Raw genomic sequence first — 19,456 nt, forward strand, 5'->3', positions numbered from 1 at the left:
CTCCTTTGCCGTCGCGATGCATCTTGAAATCCATTGGGTATATCTCCTAGCGGCTGGAAGGCCAAATAAGATCGTTACCAACCCAACCATCAAGATCGTATTCACTCATACACTGCTCAGCAAACCCCTTCAATTGATCCACTAAGCCCGAGGCTTGGGAAGCCCATAATACATCGAGTCTGGTAACTTCATGGTTGCCAGCATAATTGAGCTCGTATAATTCATGCCTGTTAGCGAATTCCGTACCAATAGAGTCCCAAATCAGTTTCATGAGTTTGACTCGCTCAACTGCACTGTAACCATTGGAGCCACGTATGTATTTATTAAGATAAGGAGAGAGTTCCGGGTTGGAAAAATCGCTGGCATGAGAGTTAACATAAATCAAGGCACTGCCCAGATCCTGTTCAATAATTTCTTTTACCCTCGGGTAACCCTGCGTCATAAACCAACGATAAGCTATCCCATACTCGTACCGAGGCAATAGGGCATCTTCACCCCAAGGCTCTGGAGATTTAATCATCGCATCACTGAGCGCCCAAAATAGATTACGCCATGACAATACTTCACCAACCCGTGTTTGCACACCACGAAAATCCTTCGTACCTGTGGCTTCAATACCCTTAAGGAGCAATCCAGAAATAAAATCAAGTTTAACCGCCAATCGGGTCACACCATGCAACATAGCCCGATGAAAAAACCCCGATTCAGCAAAAAATAACGAAACTTTATCTACATCTCCATAGATAAATATATTTTCCCAAGGAACCTTCACTTTATCCAGCACCATTATCGTATCGTTCTCATCAAATCGGGACGAGAGCGGATAATCAAAAGGACTGCCCATTTTATCAGCCGCCATTGAGTAAGAGGGGCGACAGATTAATTTCACTCCTGGCGCATTCATCGGCACAGTAAAGACCAACGCAAATTCCCGTTTCTTTATTGGTAAGCCGTAATGACCAATAAAATTGTAATGACAAATCGCCGATCCCGTAGCGACAACTTTAGCGCCGCTGACAATTAATCCATCATCACACTCTTTTTCAACATGAACACAAATATCACCAATTTCATCAGGTGATAAATGACGATCTATTGGTGGATTAATAATCGAGTGATTCCAGTAATACACGTTTTCCTGTGAGCGGATATACCAGTTTTTTGCATTATCAGCAAAATCACCATAAATATCCGGCCTTACGCCGAGTGAGGTAAGAAACGAAGCCTTATAATCAGGGCTTCTACCCAACCAACCATAACTCATGCGAGCCCACGCGGCGATAGCATCACGATCAGCAATTAAATCCTGTTGTGAGTGCGGTACACGGAAAAAGGGATGTGTCACACCAGAACTACCCGTATCTGTAGGCGTAGTCAGTACATCACGATGAGCAGGATCGTGCAAAGCATCGTAGAGTTTCGCAATAGAGCGGGCTGTATTTTGAAAAGCAGGATGGTTGGCAACATCGTGAATACGTTCACCATAAGCCCAGACTTCCCGACCATCGTTTAGCCCATCCAGAAATTCCTTTCCTGTAAGTGGGCGAGTTGTGCGGATACTACCTTCATTCGACGATTTTTGTTTCATGTTTTCTGACATAGAAGATTCCTTACATTATTTATTTGCCGGAAGATGGGTGAAAATAAACTATGCAGTGTTATTTCAAACATCAATCAAACTGAGAAAGGAATAGAAGGAATGATGAAAAAAGATCATTACTCCATTTATAGCCATCTATTAATACATTAATTCATTCGGATGTCATTGGCTATATTTCCATGCAATAAAATATAGATTTAATGATCATATTAATCACACAATATAATTATTAACAAACCCACACAAATACGCTAAGTTATTAATAAAAAAAACTTAGCGTGAAAAAATAAAAATACAATTAAACAAAGATTAATCTCTTAAGTTTATTTTAATAGAATAAAACGATAACTAATAATTAATCATTTTTCTCATCTCATACCCTGAAATTATTAGAAATAACACCTGATAGAGTGACTTATTGGGATTCTTATTGTTAAATTATACAAATGTTACAAATGATAATTTATCCTCGTTCATAAATTTTATTCACCATCTCTTGAGTGAACCCGAAAATTACGGCATAAAAGGAAGCTATAAGCCGATTAAATTGGAGTCTGATGATGAGATGGTTAGGAAAATCGCTGGTTACTCTGTTATTACTGCTCATATTGGCAGTAATCACTGTTTATGTCGCGATGCAGACAAACTGGGGAGCGCATCAGCTTAGTCAATGGCTGAGTCATCACAGCCGCTATCAGGTTCAAATCGGCAATATCGAACATCACTGGTCACAACCAGGTACCTTGGCATTTTCCGATATCGTCGTTAGCAATCAGCAACAGACTTTCACTTTAGCAGCTAAAGTTATCGCATTCGATTTCAACTGGCAGCAATTCACTTCCCCGCGCCATTTTCATCGTCTGTTATTGCAACAGGGCCAATTAACAATCAGAGATCAGTCACAATCAATACCTTTTAGCGCCAATATTCTGCAACTTAATCAGATGACTATTCAGTCAGAAAATGCAGACTGGCAAATTCAAGGACAAAACATCACCGGCGGCATCACTCCCTGGAACCCGCAATCAGGCGAATTAGCAGGGAATGGAGAATTTCAATTCAGTGCTGATAAGCTGAACTTCAATGATATTTCTCTCGAAAAAGTTATTATGCGAGGAGATAACCAGCAGAATACCCTGACTATCCATTCATTTGGCGCAACATTGGCACAAGGTTCAGTATCGGGTAATGGGCAACGTCAGCCTGATGGTAGCTGGCAGTGGGATAATTTACTTATCAGCAATATTCGTTGGCAAACGCCAATGACACTTGAAGCGTTATGGCTAAAAGCGAGCAAATTACCTGCCGTTAATATTAAAGATCTGAGCCTTACTAATGCCAAGCTGGAAGGTAAAAACTGGTCTGCCAACTATCTGGATGCCTCAGTAAAAAATGTTGGTTTGACCAACGGGAACTGGCAGGCAAAAGAGGGCATCATTGATTTCAATGTCATGGATACTACGCTGAATGATCTTCATTTCACCGATATTATTGGTCACCTTCTTCTGGCTGGCAATGAACTCACTATTTCCAATCTCACGTCTCATTGGGAAAAGGGATTATTCCACGTCAAAGGGAAATGGAATCACCAAACAAAGCAATTCAACATCACCAATGCAACAGTTGCCGGTTTAATTTATACCTTGCCGCAAAACTGGCATCAGCTACTGAAAAAATCATTGCCTGAATGGATATCCAGATTTTCCATTAACGAGATGACGATTAACAACAGTTTATTGATTGATATTAACCCCAATTTTCCATTCCAGCTTACCGCCCTCAGTGGTTATATCTATGACATGGAGTTACTGAAAGAAGGGAAATGGGGGATCTGGAGTGGCTCTTCAAATCTAAGTGCCACCAGCGCAACATTTAACAAAGTTGAATTACGTCGCCCTTACCTTAAATTACACACCGAGGGAAATAAACTGATCCTCGACCAATTAGATGCCTCTGTTGATGGTGGATTACTGAAAGTGAAGGGTACAGTAGATCAACAGGTACAAAAGCCATTTACTTTAGATTTCCGGGGAATAGATGCAGATTTGGCGATTTTACCTCAATGGCGGTGGGTGCCGTTGAAATTACAGGGTAAAGGTAATTTCACGCTGTTAATACAGGGAGATCTTGCTGCTGATGATATTAAAAGTACTATTGATGGTTCATTGACTGCCACGGATAAACAATCAGGCAAAGAAACTCAAGTAATCGATAAGGGGCAGATATCCATACAAAATTGTGAAACCTGCTCAGTTATTAGGCTATAACCGTGTAAACACCCAGTAACACCAAATAGCCCAAAAATTGGGCTATTTGGGATGAGATCACAGCTTAAATAGTTTTGCATGACTTCCAACCCGATATAAGAAAACCTCTTGCTCAGTTCTCTTATAAATCAACAGGAGATCCGGCTTTCCATGACATTCCAGATACCCAATATAATCCCCCTTCAATGAGTGCTCTTTATATTCACGGGGAAGTGGTTTTCCCGTGGCAAGCAGTTTTAATACGGTATTAATAACAGAAATAGCTGATTTATCATGCTGAAAGGGTTTTAAATCCTTTTTAAATGCAGATGAATATCGAATTTTTAGCATATTTTATTTAAAAATTTCATCCCAAAATTCATCTACGGTATCTACACTTGTACCACCACCACTTTCCAGCTCACGGATCGCCGCCTGCGTTGTGGCATTAGGAATGTGGCGTTCCTTTGTCGCTCGGGTTAATACCAGGCGGACAAAACTAGACATATCCAAACTGTTATCCTGAGCAGCTCTCGCTACCGCATTTTTTAGTTCTTCAGGAACACGAACTTTTAATATGGCCGTATTCATAGTATCCCCCTCTTCTGACTGTTTTCTCCCTTATCGTAGGACTATTGTGGACACAAATCAAGATTATCAGACTAATAAACACACAAAATCTGTATTCTATAGCATTATGAAGGTACAAAAAATGGCGTGCATACTGCCTAAACCTGATGCCTTTATGTTGCGCGTACTCAACGAAGCTTAACCTTATAAAAGCAGCCTTTCATTTCTGCTGTTGACATGAAAAATACCACCAGTGGCATATTTAATGCCACTGCGAAATCTAAGCGATAGCCGTATAAGCATTCGGCAATACCATATAGGTGCCAGTAAATACCGCACCGATCCCTTGATCACCGCTGACAATTACATCCAACTTCACTCTCGCTTTACTGCCTTGTGCCAAACGAGCCAAATCACCGCTCATATTTTTAAGATCCGCAACAGATTTTGGCCTGCCAATAACCGGTTTTTTGTAACGGATATCAGCATCAGCCAGAATAATATCGCCACCCAGTTGACGTTCCTGCAACAACAGCCAGATCAACCCCCAACCAGTCAGTGTTGCCAGAGAAAACAGACTGCCAGCAAAGATAGTTTGGTGAGGATTCTGATTACCTGCTTCCGGCATGGTGGTAATAAAGCTCTGACCGGTATATTGAGAAATTCGTACCCCCATTTTTTCACTAAGGGGAATATGTTTGTACCAAGCCTGTTGCAGTTCATTGCACCAGTCTGGCCGGTGAAGAATATCATCAAGAGTTGCAACCGGCTTTATCATCAGAAAATGGCGAACCGGTGTCGTTTGCGGGCTAGTAATTGGCCCACGGTTTTCAAACCCCAATTTACTGAAAAACTCTACCGCATGTTCACGAGCACTGCACACAACCCGTTTAACACCTTCCTGACGGGCAACCGATTCCAGGGCCATTGCGATTAATTTTCCTAACCCTCTACCTTGTACGTTGGGATGCACTGCCAGAAAGCGGATTGCCCCCTCACTATCCGCATTGATATATAAACGCCCTACCGCCACTGGGTTACCTTTCTCATCCACAACCATCTGGTGATGAGCCATCGTGTCATAACCATCTTTTTCAGAGCCGACAGGCTGATGCAGCGGCTTACGCAACATTTCCCAACGAAATCGGTAATATGCTTCCAGTTCTTGTTCTGTTTCAGGTACTCGCAGATGATACATAGAAACTGCCCCTTTCTTTTGCTTATGATGTTTAATCGGGGGATGGTTGCGTTCTACTGGCTTTTTTTGGTTGCTAGACCTGCAACCAGAAAGTGACTGGCCCATCGTTTGTCAGGCTGACTTTCATATCGGCAGCAAACCGCCCGATTTCTGTTTTTACACCACTTTGGCGGCATTGTTCAACAAAATAGCGATATAATTCATCGGCCTTATCTGGGGCAGCGCCACCAGAAAAACTGGGGCGCATGCCCTTTTGAGTATCGGCAGCCAGTGTAAACTGGGAAACCACCAACAAACTGCCTCCGACCTGTTGGACGTTCAAATTCATTTTGTCCTGCTCATCACTGAACACCCGATACCCAATCACCTTTTCACACAACCGTTTTGCCTTCTGTTGATCATCTCCTTTCTCAACACCTAGCAACACCAGCAGGCCGTGACCAATTTCCCCAACAACTTCGTTCTTAACAACAACATTTGCCTGTGTTACCCGCTGGATTAACGCAATCATATTTTTCCTTTATTCAGATAGTCACATCAGCACACTATCCTCTATTATCCGTTCAATCCTTCATTTTGTTCATAAAAACTGCTTGCTTCGAAATAATCTGGCACTGTCTGCCTATCAACAACATGAATGCTATTGATCCCTAACGCCCTGGCTGCTTCCACATTTTCCAGCACATCGTCAAAAAACACCGCCTGATCCGGTGAAAAGCCTTCTGTCTCAAGCACATATTTGAAAATATCAGGCTCAGGTTTACGCATTGCCAAATCCTGCGATAAATAGAGATAATCAGCGGATGCCGCAATCTCAGGATAATTATGCGGCCAGTAATCCAGGTGCAAGCGGTTTGTGTTGGATAACACCACAACCCGGTGTCCTGCCTCACGTAATTTCTTCATTATCTGAATAATTTCAGGCCGGATATCAATAAAGATAGCATGCCATCCGGCAGCAAACTGCTCAAAACTGAGTGAAATACTCATTTCCTGACATAAAGTATCAGCGAATTCCAGATCAGTAATTTGACCACGCTCATGTTTTTCAAACGTTTCTCCCATAGAGAAACTTTTAGTCAAAGTCGCAAGAGGTGTCCCGCTCAAATTACTCCATACCGCTAAAACCCTTTTAAAATCAATATCAATAATCACATTACCCATATCGAAGATATATAGCATAATTACCCCCTGGCTAATTAATGACTTTTTACTTTAATCGTATTTTCAATTAGAAAACAGTACGGACAAGTAAAAAGCGAATTACTTCACGGTATTTTTTTTATGAAACTATAAAGTAGCATCCAGATTAAAAAAGTCGAGTAAGGTGTTATATTTATGTCATGGTTCCTCCTCTGTATCGGCCTTCTTCTGGCTGGATATTTCATATATGGCAAGATTGTCGAAAAGATATTCACTATTCGACCAGAAAGAAAAACCCCTGCGCTTTCTATGGCTGATGGTGTTGATTATGTTGCTATGTCCACCCCAAAAGTTTGGTTAATTCAGCTACTGAATATTGCCGGCGTTGGTCCTATTTTCGGCCCGATTCTCGGTGCCCTCTATGGCCCGCTTGCCATGTTGTGGATTGTATTCGGCTGTATCTTTGCCGGCGCAGTACATGATTACTTCTCCGGTATGCTCAGTGTGCGCGCTCGCGGAGCATCCGTGCCCGTTATCGTTGGTAATGAACTGGGCAAAACCATGAAGCATTTCATGAATATATTTGCTGTTATTCTGCTGATGCTAGTTGGAGTCGTCTTTGTTTTGAGTCCAGCCGGCTTGCTGAATAACCTGCTGAAAGAGGCAATGGGTTGGGATAACATTGCGATCTGGGTCGGTATTATCTTTGCTTACTATATTCTCGCAACGCTGGTGCCTATTGATAAAATTATTGGTCGCCTTTACCCACTGTTCGGTGCATTGCTGTTGTTTATGTCTGTCGCGCTGATGGTCGGTTTAGCAATGAGTGATAAGCCCTTCTATTCGCAAGGATTAGATTTCACCACTAACTTTAACCCGAAAGATCTGCCTATTTGGCCATTGCTATTCGTTACGATTGCTTGTGGCGCTATCTCTGGTTTCCACGCCACTCAGTCTCCGCTGATGGCGCGTTGTATGCAGAATGAAAAAAATGGTCGTTTCGTTTTCTACGGCGCAATGATTGGTGAAGGTATTATCGCGCTGATCTGGTGTACATTGGGCCTGAGTTTCTATGAAGATACTAACGCGCTACAGGCGGTGATTGATCAAGGTACAGCCTCTCTGGTTGTTCATGAAGTGTCCACTTCTCTGTTAGGTACCGTCGGCGGTATTCTGGCAATCCTCGGTGTGGTGATTTTGCCAATTACTTCTGGCGATACCGCATTCCGTTCTGCCCGGCTTATTATTGCTGAATTCTTGAATATTCCTCAGCAACAAATGACTAAACGTCTGTTATTAAGTGTGCCAATGTTTATTGTCGGTTATCTGATTACCAAAACTGACTTCAATATCATTTGGCGTTATTTCGGTTGGGCAAACCAGACTACAGCAATGGTCATGTTATGGGCGGCCTCCGCATGGCTGCTACGTCGCAATAAGTTCCATTGGATCACCACCCTGCCAGCCATGTTTATGACCGCGGTGTGCTTCACCTATCTGGCATTTGCGCCAGAAGGTTTTGCGCTAAACTGGAATATCTCTGTTGTTATCGGCCTGGCCGCAATGGTGGTTGTCACAATTGCCTTCTTCGCGAAAGTCCGCTCTCAATCAGCTTCCGATAATACAGAAGCCGAAGCATTAAATGAGTAAAAACCCAAGAAGATATTAAATATCACAACAGCCCCTCACGATAAAAAGTTGAGGGGTTTTAATTGCCGATCTCCTTTATCGTGATAAGAAACATTTATTCCTCCTGCAAATATCAGACGAAATATCACATGAATATTGATAATTTAAGCATTACGATCAGAAAAATTAGTGAAGAAAGCGCCATTTCCCCATAGAGAATGTCTGGGATAGCTTCTTTATGAAAGCTCGGCGCCCATTATAGTGACAAATAATGAAAAAGAATTCACCTGGAGATAGGGGGGTCAATAATAGTCGTTAAATTGGGAAGTTTCCAAGCCGAGATACGATTCGCCGTTTCTAATCGTTTCCTGCTTAACTATTAAATAAAAAACAACTCATTGAAACTCTTGCCAAATGATAATCACGCTCACCCTTCTGAATGGTGGCGGACATAAACAAGATTGACTACAATTGTTATTAGCAGCACACTACGAATAGTGAGTTAAATCATACACCATTCGAATACTAAAACTTTGCTTTAATAAATGTAGGTTTGTACGTTTCCAAATGCGATACCAAAGAGAGTGACTCCCATTAAATGGCGCCAGAGCGTCTCTTTTAATGGATAACTCGCCTTTGGATAATTGATCGCGGGTATCGAAGTAAACGATCCTAAACTGAGTTCGATGAATTCCCTCCCCTGAACTACAAGGGAAAGGTCTTGAATGTTTTTAGAAAACTGGAGAATCAACCATGTATATGTTTTTACCTTTTTTACTCGCATTATTTGCGGTTATCACCACCCTATATGGCAAGTATAAAACCAGTTATACCCTATGGGCTCTTCTTTCGGTGACGACTGTAGCTTGGTTTATCCATCATGCAACTGATTCGTTAAATCTATCTTTTTAACGGGAGACAATCTGATGAATCAGGTATTAGCCACAAAACAACAGCTCAGCTACGGCGTAGTATTTAACCTCATTGGGTTATTTGCGATCAGCGCTGCTTTAACCCTTGCCTTCTATTATCAATTGGTCCTTTCAGAACTCCCTTGTCCATTATGTCTGCTACAGCGAGCAGGCATGATCATAATAGGGTTTGGTTTCCTGTTTAATCTGCGTTTTGGCATCAAAAGCGCGCATTATGGCTTATCGCTTCTCGGCTGTATCGTGACTGGCATTGTTGCGATCCGACAAGTATTTTTACATATCACACCCGGTGATCTCGGTTATGGTTCCGCATTTTTGGGTCTGCATTTCTATACTTGGGCCCTTATCTGCTCAGTTATTGCGATTATCGGCATATCAGTCATGCTGATATCAAAAAGCCTGGAAAAAACAACTGAAGCAAAACCAAACAAGTCGGTTATCGGTCAGATTATTATCGGATTATTTGTCATATTAATTACCGCAAATTTAATCTCCACGATTTTGGAGTGTGGCGGTGGGCAGTGTGATGACAACCCAACGTTCTATCAATTGCTCGGTAAATAATCTCATTTGTTAAAAAAACTCAGGGCGCCATTGGCGCCCTAAGCATTGGTATTGCAGGAAAGATTATGCTTCTTTACTGCGATACGCACGACGGCGTTCGTTTTCCGTCAGATGGCGTTTACGCAGGCGAATAGACACCGGGGTCACTTCCACCAACTCGTCATCATCAATAAACTCCAGAGCCTGCTCCAGGGTTTTCTTAATATGTGGAGACAGGGTTGTCGCTTCGTCAGTACCAGATGCACGGACGTTAGTCAGTTTTTTACCTGTCAGACAGTTAACTGTCAGGTCATTAGAACGGGAATGAATACCGATCACCTGGCCTTCATATACTTCGGCGCCATGACCAAGGAACAACTTACCGCGATCTTGCAAGCTGTAAAGCGCATAAGCAACCGCTTTACCCTGACCATTGGAAATCATCACGCCATTCTGACGGCGACCGATTTCACCCGGACGAACATCATCATAGTGGCTGAATGTCGCATACAACAGACCGGTACCGGAGGTCATTGTCAGGAACTCAGTACGGAAGCCAATCAGGCCACGGCTTGGAATAATATAATCAAGGCGGACACGGCCTTTACCGTCTGGCAGCATATCGCGCAGATCCGCTTTACGCTCACCCAACGCCTGCATCACATCTCCCTGATGCTGCTCTTCAATATCCAGCGTCACCTGCTCGAAAGGTTCTTGCTTGCGACCATCGATTTCACGGAAGATAACTTTCGGACGGGATACCGCCAGTTCAAAACCTTCACGGCGCATGTTCTCAATCAGAACAGATAAGTGCAATTCACCACGGCCAGAAACACGGAACGCATCCGGATCTTCTGTTTCTTCAACCCGCAGGGCGACATTGTGAACCAACTCTTTCTTCAAACGCTCAAGAATTTGACGTGAAGTAACATATTTGCCTTCACGGCCACAGAAAGGAGAGGTGTTAACACAGAAATACATGCTTACCGTCGGCTCATCAACAGCCAGCGGCGGCAACGCTTCAACCGCGTTGACGTCACACAGGGTATCAGAGATATTCAGCTCACCCAGACCGGTAATCGCAACGATATCGCCTGCTTCCGCTTGCTCACTCTCAATACGCTCCAGACCCAAATGGCCCAACACTTTACCGATTTTACCGTTCCGGGTTTTACCTTCACTATCAATAATCGTGACATTCTGGTTTGGCTTAACCGTACCGCGCTTGATACGACCAATCCCAATAACGCCAACATAGTTATTGTAGTCAAGCTGAGAAATCTGCATCTGGAATGAACCGTTCAGGTCAACTTTCGGCGGCTCTACATGATCGACAATCGCCTGATACAACGGCGTCATATCTGTCGCCATATCTTCATGATCAGTACCAGCGATTCCCATCAACGCAGATGCATACACAATGGGGAAGTCCAGTTGCTCGTCAGTCGCTCCCAGATTGACAAACAGGTCAAACACCTGATCTACAACCCAATCAGGACGTGCGCCAGGACGGTCAACTTTGTTAATAACCACAATCGGTTTCAAACCATGAGCGAACGCTTTTTGTGTCACAAAACGGGTCTGAGGCATTGGCCCGTCCATAGCGTCCACCAGCAATAGTACGCTGTCGACCATAGACATAACACGTTCTACTTCACCGCCGAAATCGGCATGTCCCGGAGTATCTACGATATTAATACGGTAGTCATTCCATTTAATGGCGGTATTTTTTGCGAGGATAGTAATTCCACGCTCTTTCTCCAGATCATTGGAGTCCATCACACGCTCTGTCGCTGTCGCACGGTCACCGAAAGTACCGGATTGTTGCAGCAGCTTGTCAACCAGGGTCGTTTTACCGTGGTCAACGTGCGCGATAATGGCGATATTACGCAATTTTTCGATCACAAACTTTGCCTCAGGCATTTATAGAAATGGCGCGCTATTGTACACACATTGGTCGAAGGACTAAACAGGATCACAATAATCTATGCTTAACAACTTGATGACAATGAAATTGTGATCCCTTTCACACCCATAAATAGACGCATTTTTGATATAAACGCACTAACATTGTGCGTCTCAGTCATATAATTGCACCAATACAGTGCAATTTTCCCAAATATTCCGGTATCCCATCACCGGGATAACCACGATACAGTATATTGCAAGGTGTTAAAAAGTTGGCATGCTTTTCGCAAATGCTTTTCGTGATTGAATTGACTTTCACAACTAATTTGACTTTCACAACTATAAGTTTGAAGTTTGCAAACGTGTAAATAGCCTTGTTAAGGCAAAAACAATGTGATTGTGTTTTCTTTAGTCTTAATCACGACAATTTTATCAAGACCAACACAAGCCAGGAGAAACCGAGTATGTCTGTTGAACATGTTTTAACCATGATTGAAGAGCATCAGGTGAAGTTTATTGATTTGCGTTTCACTGATACCAAAGGCAAAGAACAACATATGACCATTCCAGCTCATCAGGTTAATGCAGACTTCTTTGAAGATGGCAAAATGTTTGACGGATCTTCAATTAGCGGTTGGAAAGGGATTAACGAATCTGACATGGTGCTAATGCCAGATTCCAGTACAGCCATGCTTGACCCCTTCTTTGACGATGCCACATTGATCCTACGTTGTGACATTCTGGAACCCGGCACCATGCAAGGCTACGACCGTGATCCCCGTTCCATCTCCAAACGTGCTGAAAACTTCCTGCGTTCAAGCGGAATTGCCGATACTGTTCTGTGCGGACCAGAACCTGAGTTTTTCCTGTTTGATGACGTGCGCTTCAGCAGCGCCATGTCCCATTCTTACTATCACATCGATGATATCGAAGCTGCATGGAATTCCGGGACGCAATACGAAGGCGGCAACAAAGGCCATCGGCCTGCGGTAAAAGGCGGTTATGCTCCCCTGCCTCCCGTTGATTCTTCTCAGGATTTACGTTCAGCGATGTGCCTGACAATGGAAGAGATGGGGTTGGTTGTAGAAGCTCATCATCATGAAGTGGGAACAGCAGGTCAAAATGAAATCGCTACCCGTTTCAACACCATGACCAAAAAAGCGGACGAAACCCAGATTTACAAATACGTCGTACATAATGTCGCGCACAATTTCGGCAAGACAGCAACCTTTATGCCAAAACCACTGGTTGGCGATAATGGCTCCGGTATGCACTGCCATATGTCTCTGTCCAAAAACGGGACTAACTTGTTTGCCGGTGACAAATACGGTGGTCTGTCCGAACTGGCGCTATTCTACATTGGCGGCATTATCAAACATGCTCGTGCGCTGAACGCATTCACCAACCCGACAACCAACTCTTATAAACGTTTGGTTCCGGGCTATGAAGCACCGGTTATGCTGGCCTACTCCGCCCGTAACCGTTCGGCATCTATCCGTATTCCTGTCGTTGCCAGTACTAAAGCTCGCCGTATTGAAATACGTTTCCCTGATCCGGCGGCTAACCCTTATCTGGCATTCGCCGCTCAGTTGATGGCTGGCCTTGACGGTATCATCAACAAAATCCATCCCGGTGATGCGATGGATAAAAACCTGTATGACCTGCCACCGGAAGAAGCCAAAGAGATTCCTACCGTCGCTGCTTCTCTGGAGGAAGCACTGGCGGCATTGAATGCTGATCGTGAATTCTTGACTCGCGGCGGTGTATTCACCGATGACGCCATTGATGCATATATTGACTTGAAAAACAGTGAAATAGAGCGTGTCCGTCTGACGCCGCACCCACTGGAGTTTGAACTCTATTACAGTGTGTAATTAGCAGCACCATTTCCGCTGATCATTTTTTGTTGCCGTGAAACCTTTTAGCCCATCTTCGGATGGGCCTTTTTCCTGCTAGCTAAATTTCAGGCTTTGACTGGGTTTTACGCTCGAACATGATACAGTGCACCAAAAAGGTGCAGGAGTGTGGATGAAAACGGAAAATCTGCCCGATAGCGGGCAAATATTAAATTCACTCATTAACAGTGTACTGGTATTGGATACTGATCTCGTCATCCGTTATGCCAACCATGCGGCACTGCAATTATTCGCACAGAGTGCCCGTAAACTATTCGGTACACCTCTTCCAGTGCTGTTTAGTTATTTTTCACTGAATACCGAATTGATGCGCTCTAGTCTGATCAGCGGCCAAAGTTTTACTGATAACGAAGTAACGTTAGTGGTTGATAACCGCTTTCACATTATGTCGCTCAGTGCCCAACCGATTTCCGAGCAGTTCATCTTGCTGGAACTGGCGCCTATGGATAGTCAACGCCGGTTAAGCCAAGAGCAGGTACAACAAGCTCAGCAGATAGCCGCACGGGAATTGGTTCGGGGGCTGGCACATGAAATCAAAAACCCTCTTGGTGGGCTGAGGGGAGCCGCGCAATTACTGTCAAAAGCACTGCCCGATCCTGCTTTGCAGGAATACACCCAGGTGATTATTGAACAAGCCGACCGATTGCGCCATCTGGTAGACAGATTACTTGGCCCACAACATCCGGGCGAACGAATTAAGCAAAGCATTCATTATGTTGCTGAACGGGTTTCTCAGCTAGTCTCGCTAGAAATGCCGGATAACGTCACACTGGTAAAAGATTACGATCCCAGTTTGCCAGAACTGGCCCACTATCCTGATCAAATTGAGCAGGTGCTGCTAAATATCGCCCGTAATGCCTTGCAAGCGCTAGGAAAACAAGGGGGAACCATTACCCTCCGCACTCGTACTGCTTTTCAAATTACCTTGCATGGTAAGCGCTATCGTCTAGCCGCCAGAATTGACGTGGAAGATAACGGGCCAGGTATTCCGCCACAAATTCAGGACACCTTATTTTACCCAATGGTCAGTGCTCATGAAGGTGGAACAGGTCTTGGTCTATCCATTGCTCGCAATTTAATAGACCAACACTCTGGCAAAATAGAATTTACCAGTTGGCCGGGACACACAGAGTTTTCTATCTACTTACCAATTAAGAAATAGAGGATAACGATGCAACAGGGAAAAATCTGGATCGTCGATGATGACAGTTCAATCCGCTGGGTACTGGAGCGAGCGTTAAGTAACGCGGGAATGGAATGTACCAGTTTTGCCGATGCGGATAGCGCACTGACCGCTTTGGCTCAAAACACACCTGATGTACTGATTTCGGATATCCGTATGCCGGGGATGAATGGACTAAACCTGCTAAATAACATCAAACAGAGCAACCCGTTGCTGCCAGTCATCATTATGACTGCTCACTCTGATCTGGATGCCGCAGTCAGTGCTTATCAACAAGGGGCTTTTGATTACTTACCAAAACCCTTTGATATTGATGAAGCCGTTGCCTTGCTGGAACGAGCACTTAGCCACTCCCGCGATCAGAATCAATCAATTAAAAGTCCGCAGGTCATCACACCCGTTTCTGACATGATAGGAGAAGCGCCTGCCATGCAGGATGTTTACCGCATTATCGGCCGCCTCTCCCGTTCCTCTATCAGCGTCCTGATTAATGGCGAATCCGGTACCGGGAAAGAGCTGGTGGCCCATGCGCTGCACCGTCACAGCCCACGGGCCAATGAGCCATTTATTGCTCTTAACATGGCAGCCATACCTAAAGATTTGATTGAATCAGAATTATTTGGTCATGAAAAAGGGGCTTTTACCGGTGCTAATCAGGTACGTCATGGCCGGTTTGAACAAGCCAATCGCGGTTCACTATTTCTTGATGAAATTGGTGATATGCCTCTGGACATTCAAACTCGTCTGTTACGGGTATTGGCAGAAGGCCAGTTCTACCGAATTGGCGGCTATGCCCCAGTGAAAGTGGATGTACGGATTATCGCGGCAACCCATCAGGATCTAGAACGTTTGGTACAGAAAGGCAAATTCCGTGAAGATCTCTATCACCGCCTTAACGTTATTCGTATGCAATTACCGCCCTTACGTGACAGAGTAGAGGATATCCCTCGCCTGACCCGTCATTTCCTACAACAGACTGCCAAAGAGTTAGGCGTAGAAACAAAGATTCTCCATCCTGACGCAGAAATGGCCTTAATGCGTTTACCTTGGCCGGGCAATGTTCGCCAGTTGGAAAATATCTGCCGTTGGCTGACTGTCATGGCCGCAAGTCAGGAAGTACTGGTACAGGATTTACCGTCTGAATTATTTGAACCCCACCATACCGAAACCGGCACAACAACATCTGTAAATTCCGTATCTGCAAATACGACACCTACACATACAATACCGGAAAACTGGTCGCAACTACTTGCCCTGTGGGCAACAAGCGCCTTGGAAAACGGTCAGCAGGATCTGCTATCTGAAGCATTACCGTTATTGGAGCGTACCTTACTTGATTGTGCACTTAAGCATACTAAAGGTCATAAACAAGATGCTGCACGATTGCTAGGTTGGGGACGCAATACTATTACACGGAAGTTAAAAGAACTTGGGTTGGAGTAAGGAGATGATATCTCCAGCCCTATAACCATTTTGCGGGATTTAATATATCAGATTCCCCATTAGCAGGATTAAATAACCGATCTCGATCACACTTTATACTATTCATTCAGACAAGGAAATAATCCCACATAAAGCCAATATCACTATTATTTCTGGCACAGTTAATGCCGTCGGAATAAAAAATCGACGTCAGGGCAAAGTTTTTAGGGATCGTTATAACTGATTGACTGTCTGTATTATATCTGATAAAACCAGTATCAAACGTGATTAATTTACGATCAATCGAGATAATAGAATCGACAAAAGGCAAGATTGAGCAGTATCTATCACCCTCCAAGTGAACAGAACGTATCTGAAAGAATAGCGCTTCTTGATAAGGAGAAACCCAATAATCTCAGAAATTACCTAATTGAGAATGTGTGACGCACTACCAACGCAGTTGTATACAACTACTTAACCTAGTCCAAAGCTACGGGGGTATATTGAGTGTCTGTAGCTCGCGCAATAAAAACCCTCAAAGAGGATCTCTGGATTGAGTCGGCAATGTAACAACATATTGCGGCAATGCGAGTGTATTCTGACAAACAGTTAGGAACCAGAAAAAATACGCAATATTTCAAACTACTGTTATTGTCTCACCAAGTGAGCGAGAACTTAATTTAAGAAAACCACAACCCCGGTTGTGATTTAGATTCAAACTAGTAATTATAGGGTTGGTTTAAAATGATGAAGTGGTGTCGGATTATTATGGCAATTATTTTGTTTTATTCTCTTTTCGTTGGTATGATGCAAGTATTGTCGCTTAATTTTTATATTTTTCATGATTATTTTGGCTGGTGGAAGATTCCAGCCAAAGTGGCCGCTGTAATCGCCACTCTTTACGTTTTTGCTCTACTTGCTAAGTTTTTGCCTCTTATTATTGTTATTTTTATATGTAGCTTAGTTTTGGTGGTAAATGTATGGCATTGGTCATTGTGGACTTCAATCCTTATTCTTATTTGGCCGGTTATTGTTGTCTTGGTTTATTGCGTACTCACCAAAAGCCTGAAATATAATACATCGGACTAGTACTACAACCATAATTTTCTTTCCCGACAGACAATACATTCATATAAAAGCTTAAATCATACGATTTCTCAGTATTGTAATTATCAGAAAAAATACAATCTCACATTGGAACTGGATACAAAGAATAACGGAACTTCATTACACAATGTTAATTACTTTTTATAGAATAAATCAAAATATTTGGAATTTATATTTTCTTTTACGGAAACCAATATCTGACATTGTACTTTTTTAGTGAATTTTTGTTACTTGATTGATATAGTTATTTTTATATAAATATGTTATATTGATTTTCATTAATTAAGATAGCATATGGATGACAGAGGTACATTAATGCAATAAATAATGCTCTAGTTAATAGCTCAGTTATAACTGAGGACAAACTAGCTGTAATGATGATATTCTGCTTTCAATTATTATCATCTACAAATAAAGATGAAGTTAATATGCATATCTCTGATGGTAGGGTATTAACACTGAAATTCGAAGAAAATTTAATTAATCATTGATTTGGAGCTTATGTATGGAATCTAGTATCGAAAATGACCTCTGGAAAGAGGTAGATCGGCAAAATGATTTGCTTTGGAGAATAGAAGAAGCTAAGCGTGTAGCGGGCCTCAGTCTCGAAAAGGCAGTAAATGACACTATAGAATTAGGTGAAGAGGTCGTAGATACTATAGGCTTAGGTATGAGACGTAAGCTCTGGCAACTTTCATATTTTTTTGACGGTTATGAAGATGTATACGGAAGGATAAAAGAAGAAGATCACAGAATGAAATTAAATCTGATGGATCTTAAAAATGAAAATAAAAGAAAATTCATTTCGAGAATAACAGAAATATATGTTGATGAAGTATTTAAAGGTAATGAAGAAAAGGAGAAAGAAAGAATATATGGAAAAATATTAAAATTTTCCGCTAAAGTGACAATAGGTAAATCAATTAAATTAAGTGTATCAGCTATAATAGCAGAAGCCATATATTTAAATTTAATTAAAAAAACCATAGTGAAAAACATAGCCAAGCGATTTATAAGTGGATTATTAAATATTGCCCAATTTTATGGATATTATGAGAAAGCATCAATATCAGCAAATAGACTTAAAATAACATGTCCACAACTCTATTGGGCTTTGTATTTTCAAAAACTGGAAATGTTATATTTTATAGTTGAACCTGAATTAGAAAAAGGAATTTATTTAATAGAAGGATTTAGGAATAAGCAGGTCAGCGAAGAAGAAGTTGCTCGCGTACTTGCACATATGATGGGGGATTGAATTTATATATGAAAAATAAAACATTTAGTAAAGGGTGGTTCAAAAATCTTTTTTATGTATTTATTAAAGAATTATTGTGGTCAAATATGCCCGTTGTAGCCATTTTTATATGGGGGATTGTATCAGTGTATTTCTTCCCCGATGAATGGTGGATTGCATCTTTAATAGGAAGTATTGTAATTGTTGTTCTATTTCTTGTTCTCACATATTTAAGTGAAAGAAAAAAAAGCTAAGCGTATATGTTTAGCTCCAAGCCGCTGACAAACCTCGTTGAAAATAACGAGGTTTGTTTCTTTCATTATGAACCATAATGCTACCCCATTTTCTTCATTAATCCAGTCTAATCACCCGTCAGAGCGTTATTTTAGCTTTCCCTGCATTGACAGGCTCGTTCTCCATAGATAAAAACAACAAAGCATCGCGACCAGCAAAGCTATATTCTTGATATTTTGGGTTATTGCTCGAGCAGACATAACAATCCTGCGGTTTGTCATAGGTAAAATGTTTCTTCTGAAAGGTGCTCAGTTCCTTGTTAGGACGGTGAATAACCGACGATGAGCGTGGGGCCTAACTGATCCATCATGTAACAAACCAAGGCCGTAAAATACTTCACATCCAACCCTACCGCGAGAAGATTGAAAGACAAGCGAAATACAACGGGGCGACTAATTCACGGATAAATTCGAAATCAATGGCGGCACCAATTTTACGGACCAGACGATTTTTGGGCACCAGCTCGTCAAGTGAGAGCGTTTCTGGCGGGAAAGTCTCGGGAGGAGGTGTTTTTAGCATGGCGGCAAG

17 protein-coding genes and 2 pseudogenes are annotated in these 19,456 nt (G+C 42.6%); 10 read left to right on the forward strand and 9 right to left on the reverse strand.

The window, feature by feature from the left end; translation table 11 throughout:
• Positions 1-46 precede the first annotated feature (46 nt).
• Positions 47-1,588, reverse strand: coding sequence for a 4-hydroxyphenylacetate 3-hydroxylase family protein (locus tag OO184_RS01665; protein ID WP_376712536.1), 1,542 nt, complete (start codon positions 1,586-1,588; stop codon positions 47-49).
• 569 nt (positions 1,589-2,157) lie between these two features.
• Between OO184_RS01665 and OO184_RS01670 the strand changes: the two genes are divergently transcribed.
• Positions 2,158-3,867 (forward strand): AsmA family protein, encoded by a 1,710-nt coding sequence (locus OO184_RS01670; protein WP_265377709.1) that lies wholly within the window; start codon positions 2,158-2,160, stop codon positions 3,865-3,867.
• Between the two features lie 57 nt (positions 3,868-3,924).
• On the opposite strand, the gene OO184_RS01675 is transcribed toward OO184_RS01670, so the two are convergent.
• The 5 genes from OO184_RS01675 to yihX form a co-directional block, all read right to left on the reverse strand.
• Entirely contained in the window at positions 3,925-4,197 is a 273-nt protein-coding gene (locus OO184_RS01675) for a type II toxin-antitoxin system YafQ family toxin (protein ID WP_012776381.1), read from the reverse strand.
• Between the two features lie 3 nt (positions 4,198-4,200).
• Positions 4,201-4,437: a type II toxin-antitoxin system RelB/DinJ family antitoxin gene (locus OO184_RS01680; RefSeq protein WP_012776380.1), complete on the reverse strand. Its 237-nt coding sequence runs from the start codon at positions 4,435-4,437 to the stop codon at positions 4,201-4,203.
• Positions 4,438-4,696: 259 nt separating this feature from the next.
• Positions 4,697-5,614, reverse strand: a complete 918-nt coding sequence (fabY, locus tag OO184_RS01685) for a fatty acid biosynthesis protein FabY (RefSeq protein WP_036813768.1) — start codon at positions 5,612-5,614, stop codon at positions 4,697-4,699.
• Between the two features lie 73 nt (positions 5,615-5,687).
• Positions 5,688-6,125, reverse strand: coding sequence for a D-aminoacyl-tRNA deacylase (gene dtd / locus OO184_RS01690; RefSeq protein WP_265377710.1), 438 nt, complete (start codon positions 6,123-6,125; stop codon positions 5,688-5,690).
• Positions 6,126-6,169: 44 nt separating this feature from the next.
• Positions 6,170-6,796, reverse strand: a complete 627-nt coding sequence (gene yihX / locus OO184_RS01695; protein WP_265377711.1) for a glucose-1-phosphatase — start codon at positions 6,794-6,796, stop codon at positions 6,170-6,172.
• A gap of 156 nt (positions 6,797-6,952) precedes the next feature.
• Between yihX and OO184_RS01700 the strand changes: the two genes are divergently transcribed.
• From OO184_RS01700 to OO184_RS01710, 3 genes are all read left to right on the forward strand, one after another.
• Positions 6,953-8,407, forward strand: a complete 1,455-nt coding sequence (locus tag OO184_RS01700; protein ID WP_265377712.1) for a carbon starvation CstA family protein — start codon at positions 6,953-6,955, stop codon at positions 8,405-8,407.
• 738 nt (positions 8,408-9,145) lie between these two features.
• On the forward strand, positions 9,146-9,298 hold the full coding sequence (locus OO184_RS01705; RefSeq protein WP_240042970.1) for a DUF5993 family protein: 153 nt from the start codon (positions 9,146-9,148) through the stop codon (positions 9,296-9,298).
• A gap of 14 nt (positions 9,299-9,312) precedes the next feature.
• The gene (locus OO184_RS01710; RefSeq protein WP_265377713.1) at positions 9,313-9,882 is read left to right on the forward strand and encodes a disulfide bond formation protein B; all 570 of its coding nucleotides are present in this window, start codon (positions 9,313-9,315) and stop codon (positions 9,880-9,882) included.
• Positions 9,883-9,945: 63 nt separating this feature from the next.
• On the opposite strand, the gene typA is transcribed toward OO184_RS01710, so the two are convergent.
• The gene (gene typA / locus OO184_RS01715) at positions 9,946-11,784 is read right to left on the reverse strand and encodes a ribosome-dependent GTPase TypA (protein WP_265377714.1); all 1,839 of its coding nucleotides are present in this window, start codon (positions 11,782-11,784) and stop codon (positions 9,946-9,948) included.
• Positions 11,785-12,233: 449 nt separating this feature from the next.
• Here typA and glnA point away from each other — a divergent pair, with 449 nt between their 5' ends.
• The 6 genes from glnA to OO184_RS01745 all read left to right on the forward strand — a co-directional run bounded on the left by glnA (position 12,234) and on the right by OO184_RS01745 (position 18,888).
• On the forward strand, positions 12,234-13,643 hold the full coding sequence (gene glnA / locus OO184_RS01720) for a glutamate--ammonia ligase (protein WP_265377715.1): 1,410 nt from the start codon (positions 12,234-12,236) through the stop codon (positions 13,641-13,643).
• A gap of 154 nt (positions 13,644-13,797) precedes the next feature.
• Positions 13,798-14,847, forward strand: coding sequence for a nitrogen regulation protein NR(II) (glnL, locus tag OO184_RS01725; RefSeq protein WP_265377716.1), 1,050 nt, complete (start codon positions 13,798-13,800; stop codon positions 14,845-14,847).
• Between the two features lie 9 nt (positions 14,848-14,856).
• Positions 14,857-16,311 (forward strand): nitrogen regulation protein NR(I), encoded by a 1,455-nt coding sequence (gene glnG / locus OO184_RS01730; protein WP_265377717.1) that lies wholly within the window; start codon positions 14,857-14,859, stop codon positions 16,309-16,311.
• Between the two features lie 747 nt (positions 16,312-17,058).
• The gene (locus OO184_RS01735; protein WP_265377718.1) at positions 17,059-17,379 is read left to right on the forward strand and encodes a hypothetical protein; all 321 of its coding nucleotides are present in this window, start codon (positions 17,059-17,061) and stop codon (positions 17,377-17,379) included.
• Positions 17,380-17,902: 523 nt separating this feature from the next.
• Positions 17,903-18,655 (forward strand): hypothetical protein, encoded by a 753-nt coding sequence (locus OO184_RS01740; protein ID WP_049583999.1) that lies wholly within the window; start codon positions 17,903-17,905, stop codon positions 18,653-18,655.
• Between the two features lie 8 nt (positions 18,656-18,663).
• Entirely contained in the window at positions 18,664-18,888 is a 225-nt protein-coding gene (locus OO184_RS01745) for a hypothetical protein (protein WP_049583998.1), read from the forward strand.
• A gap of 232 nt (positions 18,889-19,120) precedes the next feature.
• On the opposite strand, the pseudogene OO184_RS25140 reads toward OO184_RS01745, so the two are convergent.
• Positions 19,121-19,304 (reverse strand): annotated as a pseudogene (locus tag OO184_RS25140) (IS5/IS1182 family transposase); the annotation flags it as partial.
• A 2-nt stretch (positions 19,305-19,306) separates the two neighbouring features.
• Positions 19,307-19,447, reverse strand: a pseudogene (locus OO184_RS01750) (IS5/IS1182 family transposase); the annotation flags it as partial.
• Positions 19,448-19,456 lie beyond the last annotated feature (9 nt).

Source organism: Photorhabdus aballayi, assembly GCF_026153155.1.
Classification (GTDB): Bacteria; Pseudomonadota; Gammaproteobacteria; order Enterobacterales; family Enterobacteriaceae; genus Photorhabdus; species Photorhabdus luminescens.

Excerpts from the sequence above, each read along its gene's own strand:
- OO184_RS01745 (WP_049583998.1), top strand. The coding sequence starts at position 18,664 with ATGAAAAATAAAACATTTAGTAAAGGGTGGTTCAAAAATCTTTTTTAT.
- OO184_RS01735 (WP_265377718.1), top strand. The coding sequence starts at position 17,059 with ATGGCAATTATTTTGTTTTATTCTCTTTTCGTTGGTATGATGCAAGTA.
- OO184_RS01665 (WP_376712536.1), bottom strand. The coding sequence starts at position 1,588 with ATGAAACAAAAATCGTCGAATGAAGGTAGTATCCGCACAACTCGCCCA.
- yihX (WP_265377711.1), bottom strand. The coding sequence starts at position 6,796 with ATGCTATATATCTTCGATATGGGTAATGTGATTATTGATATTGATTTT.
- glnA (WP_265377715.1), top strand. The coding sequence starts at position 12,234 with ATGTCTGTTGAACATGTTTTAACCATGATTGAAGAGCATCAGGTGAAG.
- glnL (WP_265377716.1), top strand. The coding sequence starts at position 13,798 with ATGAAAACGGAAAATCTGCCCGATAGCGGGCAAATATTAAATTCACTC.
- OO184_RS01705 (WP_240042970.1), top strand. The coding sequence starts at position 9,146 with ATGTTTTTACCTTTTTTACTCGCATTATTTGCGGTTATCACCACCCTA.
- glnG (WP_265377717.1), top strand. The coding sequence starts at position 14,857 with ATGCAACAGGGAAAAATCTGGATCGTCGATGATGACAGTTCAATCCGC.
- fabY (WP_036813768.1), bottom strand. The coding sequence starts at position 5,614 with ATGTATCATCTGCGAGTACCTGAAACAGAACAAGAACTGGAAGCATAT.
- OO184_RS01670 (WP_265377709.1), top strand. The coding sequence starts at position 2,158 with ATGATGAGATGGTTAGGAAAATCGCTGGTTACTCTGTTATTACTGCTC.
- OO184_RS01680 (WP_012776380.1), bottom strand. The coding sequence starts at position 4,437 with ATGAATACGGCCATATTAAAAGTTCGTGTTCCTGAAGAACTAAAAAAT.
- OO184_RS01675 (WP_012776381.1), bottom strand. The coding sequence starts at position 4,197 with ATGCTAAAAATTCGATATTCATCTGCATTTAAAAAGGATTTAAAACCC.
- typA (WP_265377714.1), bottom strand. The coding sequence starts at position 11,784 with ATGCCTGAGGCAAAGTTTGTGATCGAAAAATTGCGTAATATCGCCATT.
- OO184_RS01710 (WP_265377713.1), top strand. The coding sequence starts at position 9,313 with ATGAATCAGGTATTAGCCACAAAACAACAGCTCAGCTACGGCGTAGTA.
- OO184_RS01740 (WP_049583999.1), top strand. The coding sequence starts at position 17,903 with ATGGAATCTAGTATCGAAAATGACCTCTGGAAAGAGGTAGATCGGCAA.
- dtd (WP_265377710.1), bottom strand. The coding sequence starts at position 6,125 with ATGATTGCGTTAATCCAGCGGGTAACACAGGCAAATGTTGTTGTTAAG.
- OO184_RS01700 (WP_265377712.1), top strand. The coding sequence starts at position 6,953 with ATGTCATGGTTCCTCCTCTGTATCGGCCTTCTTCTGGCTGGATATTTC.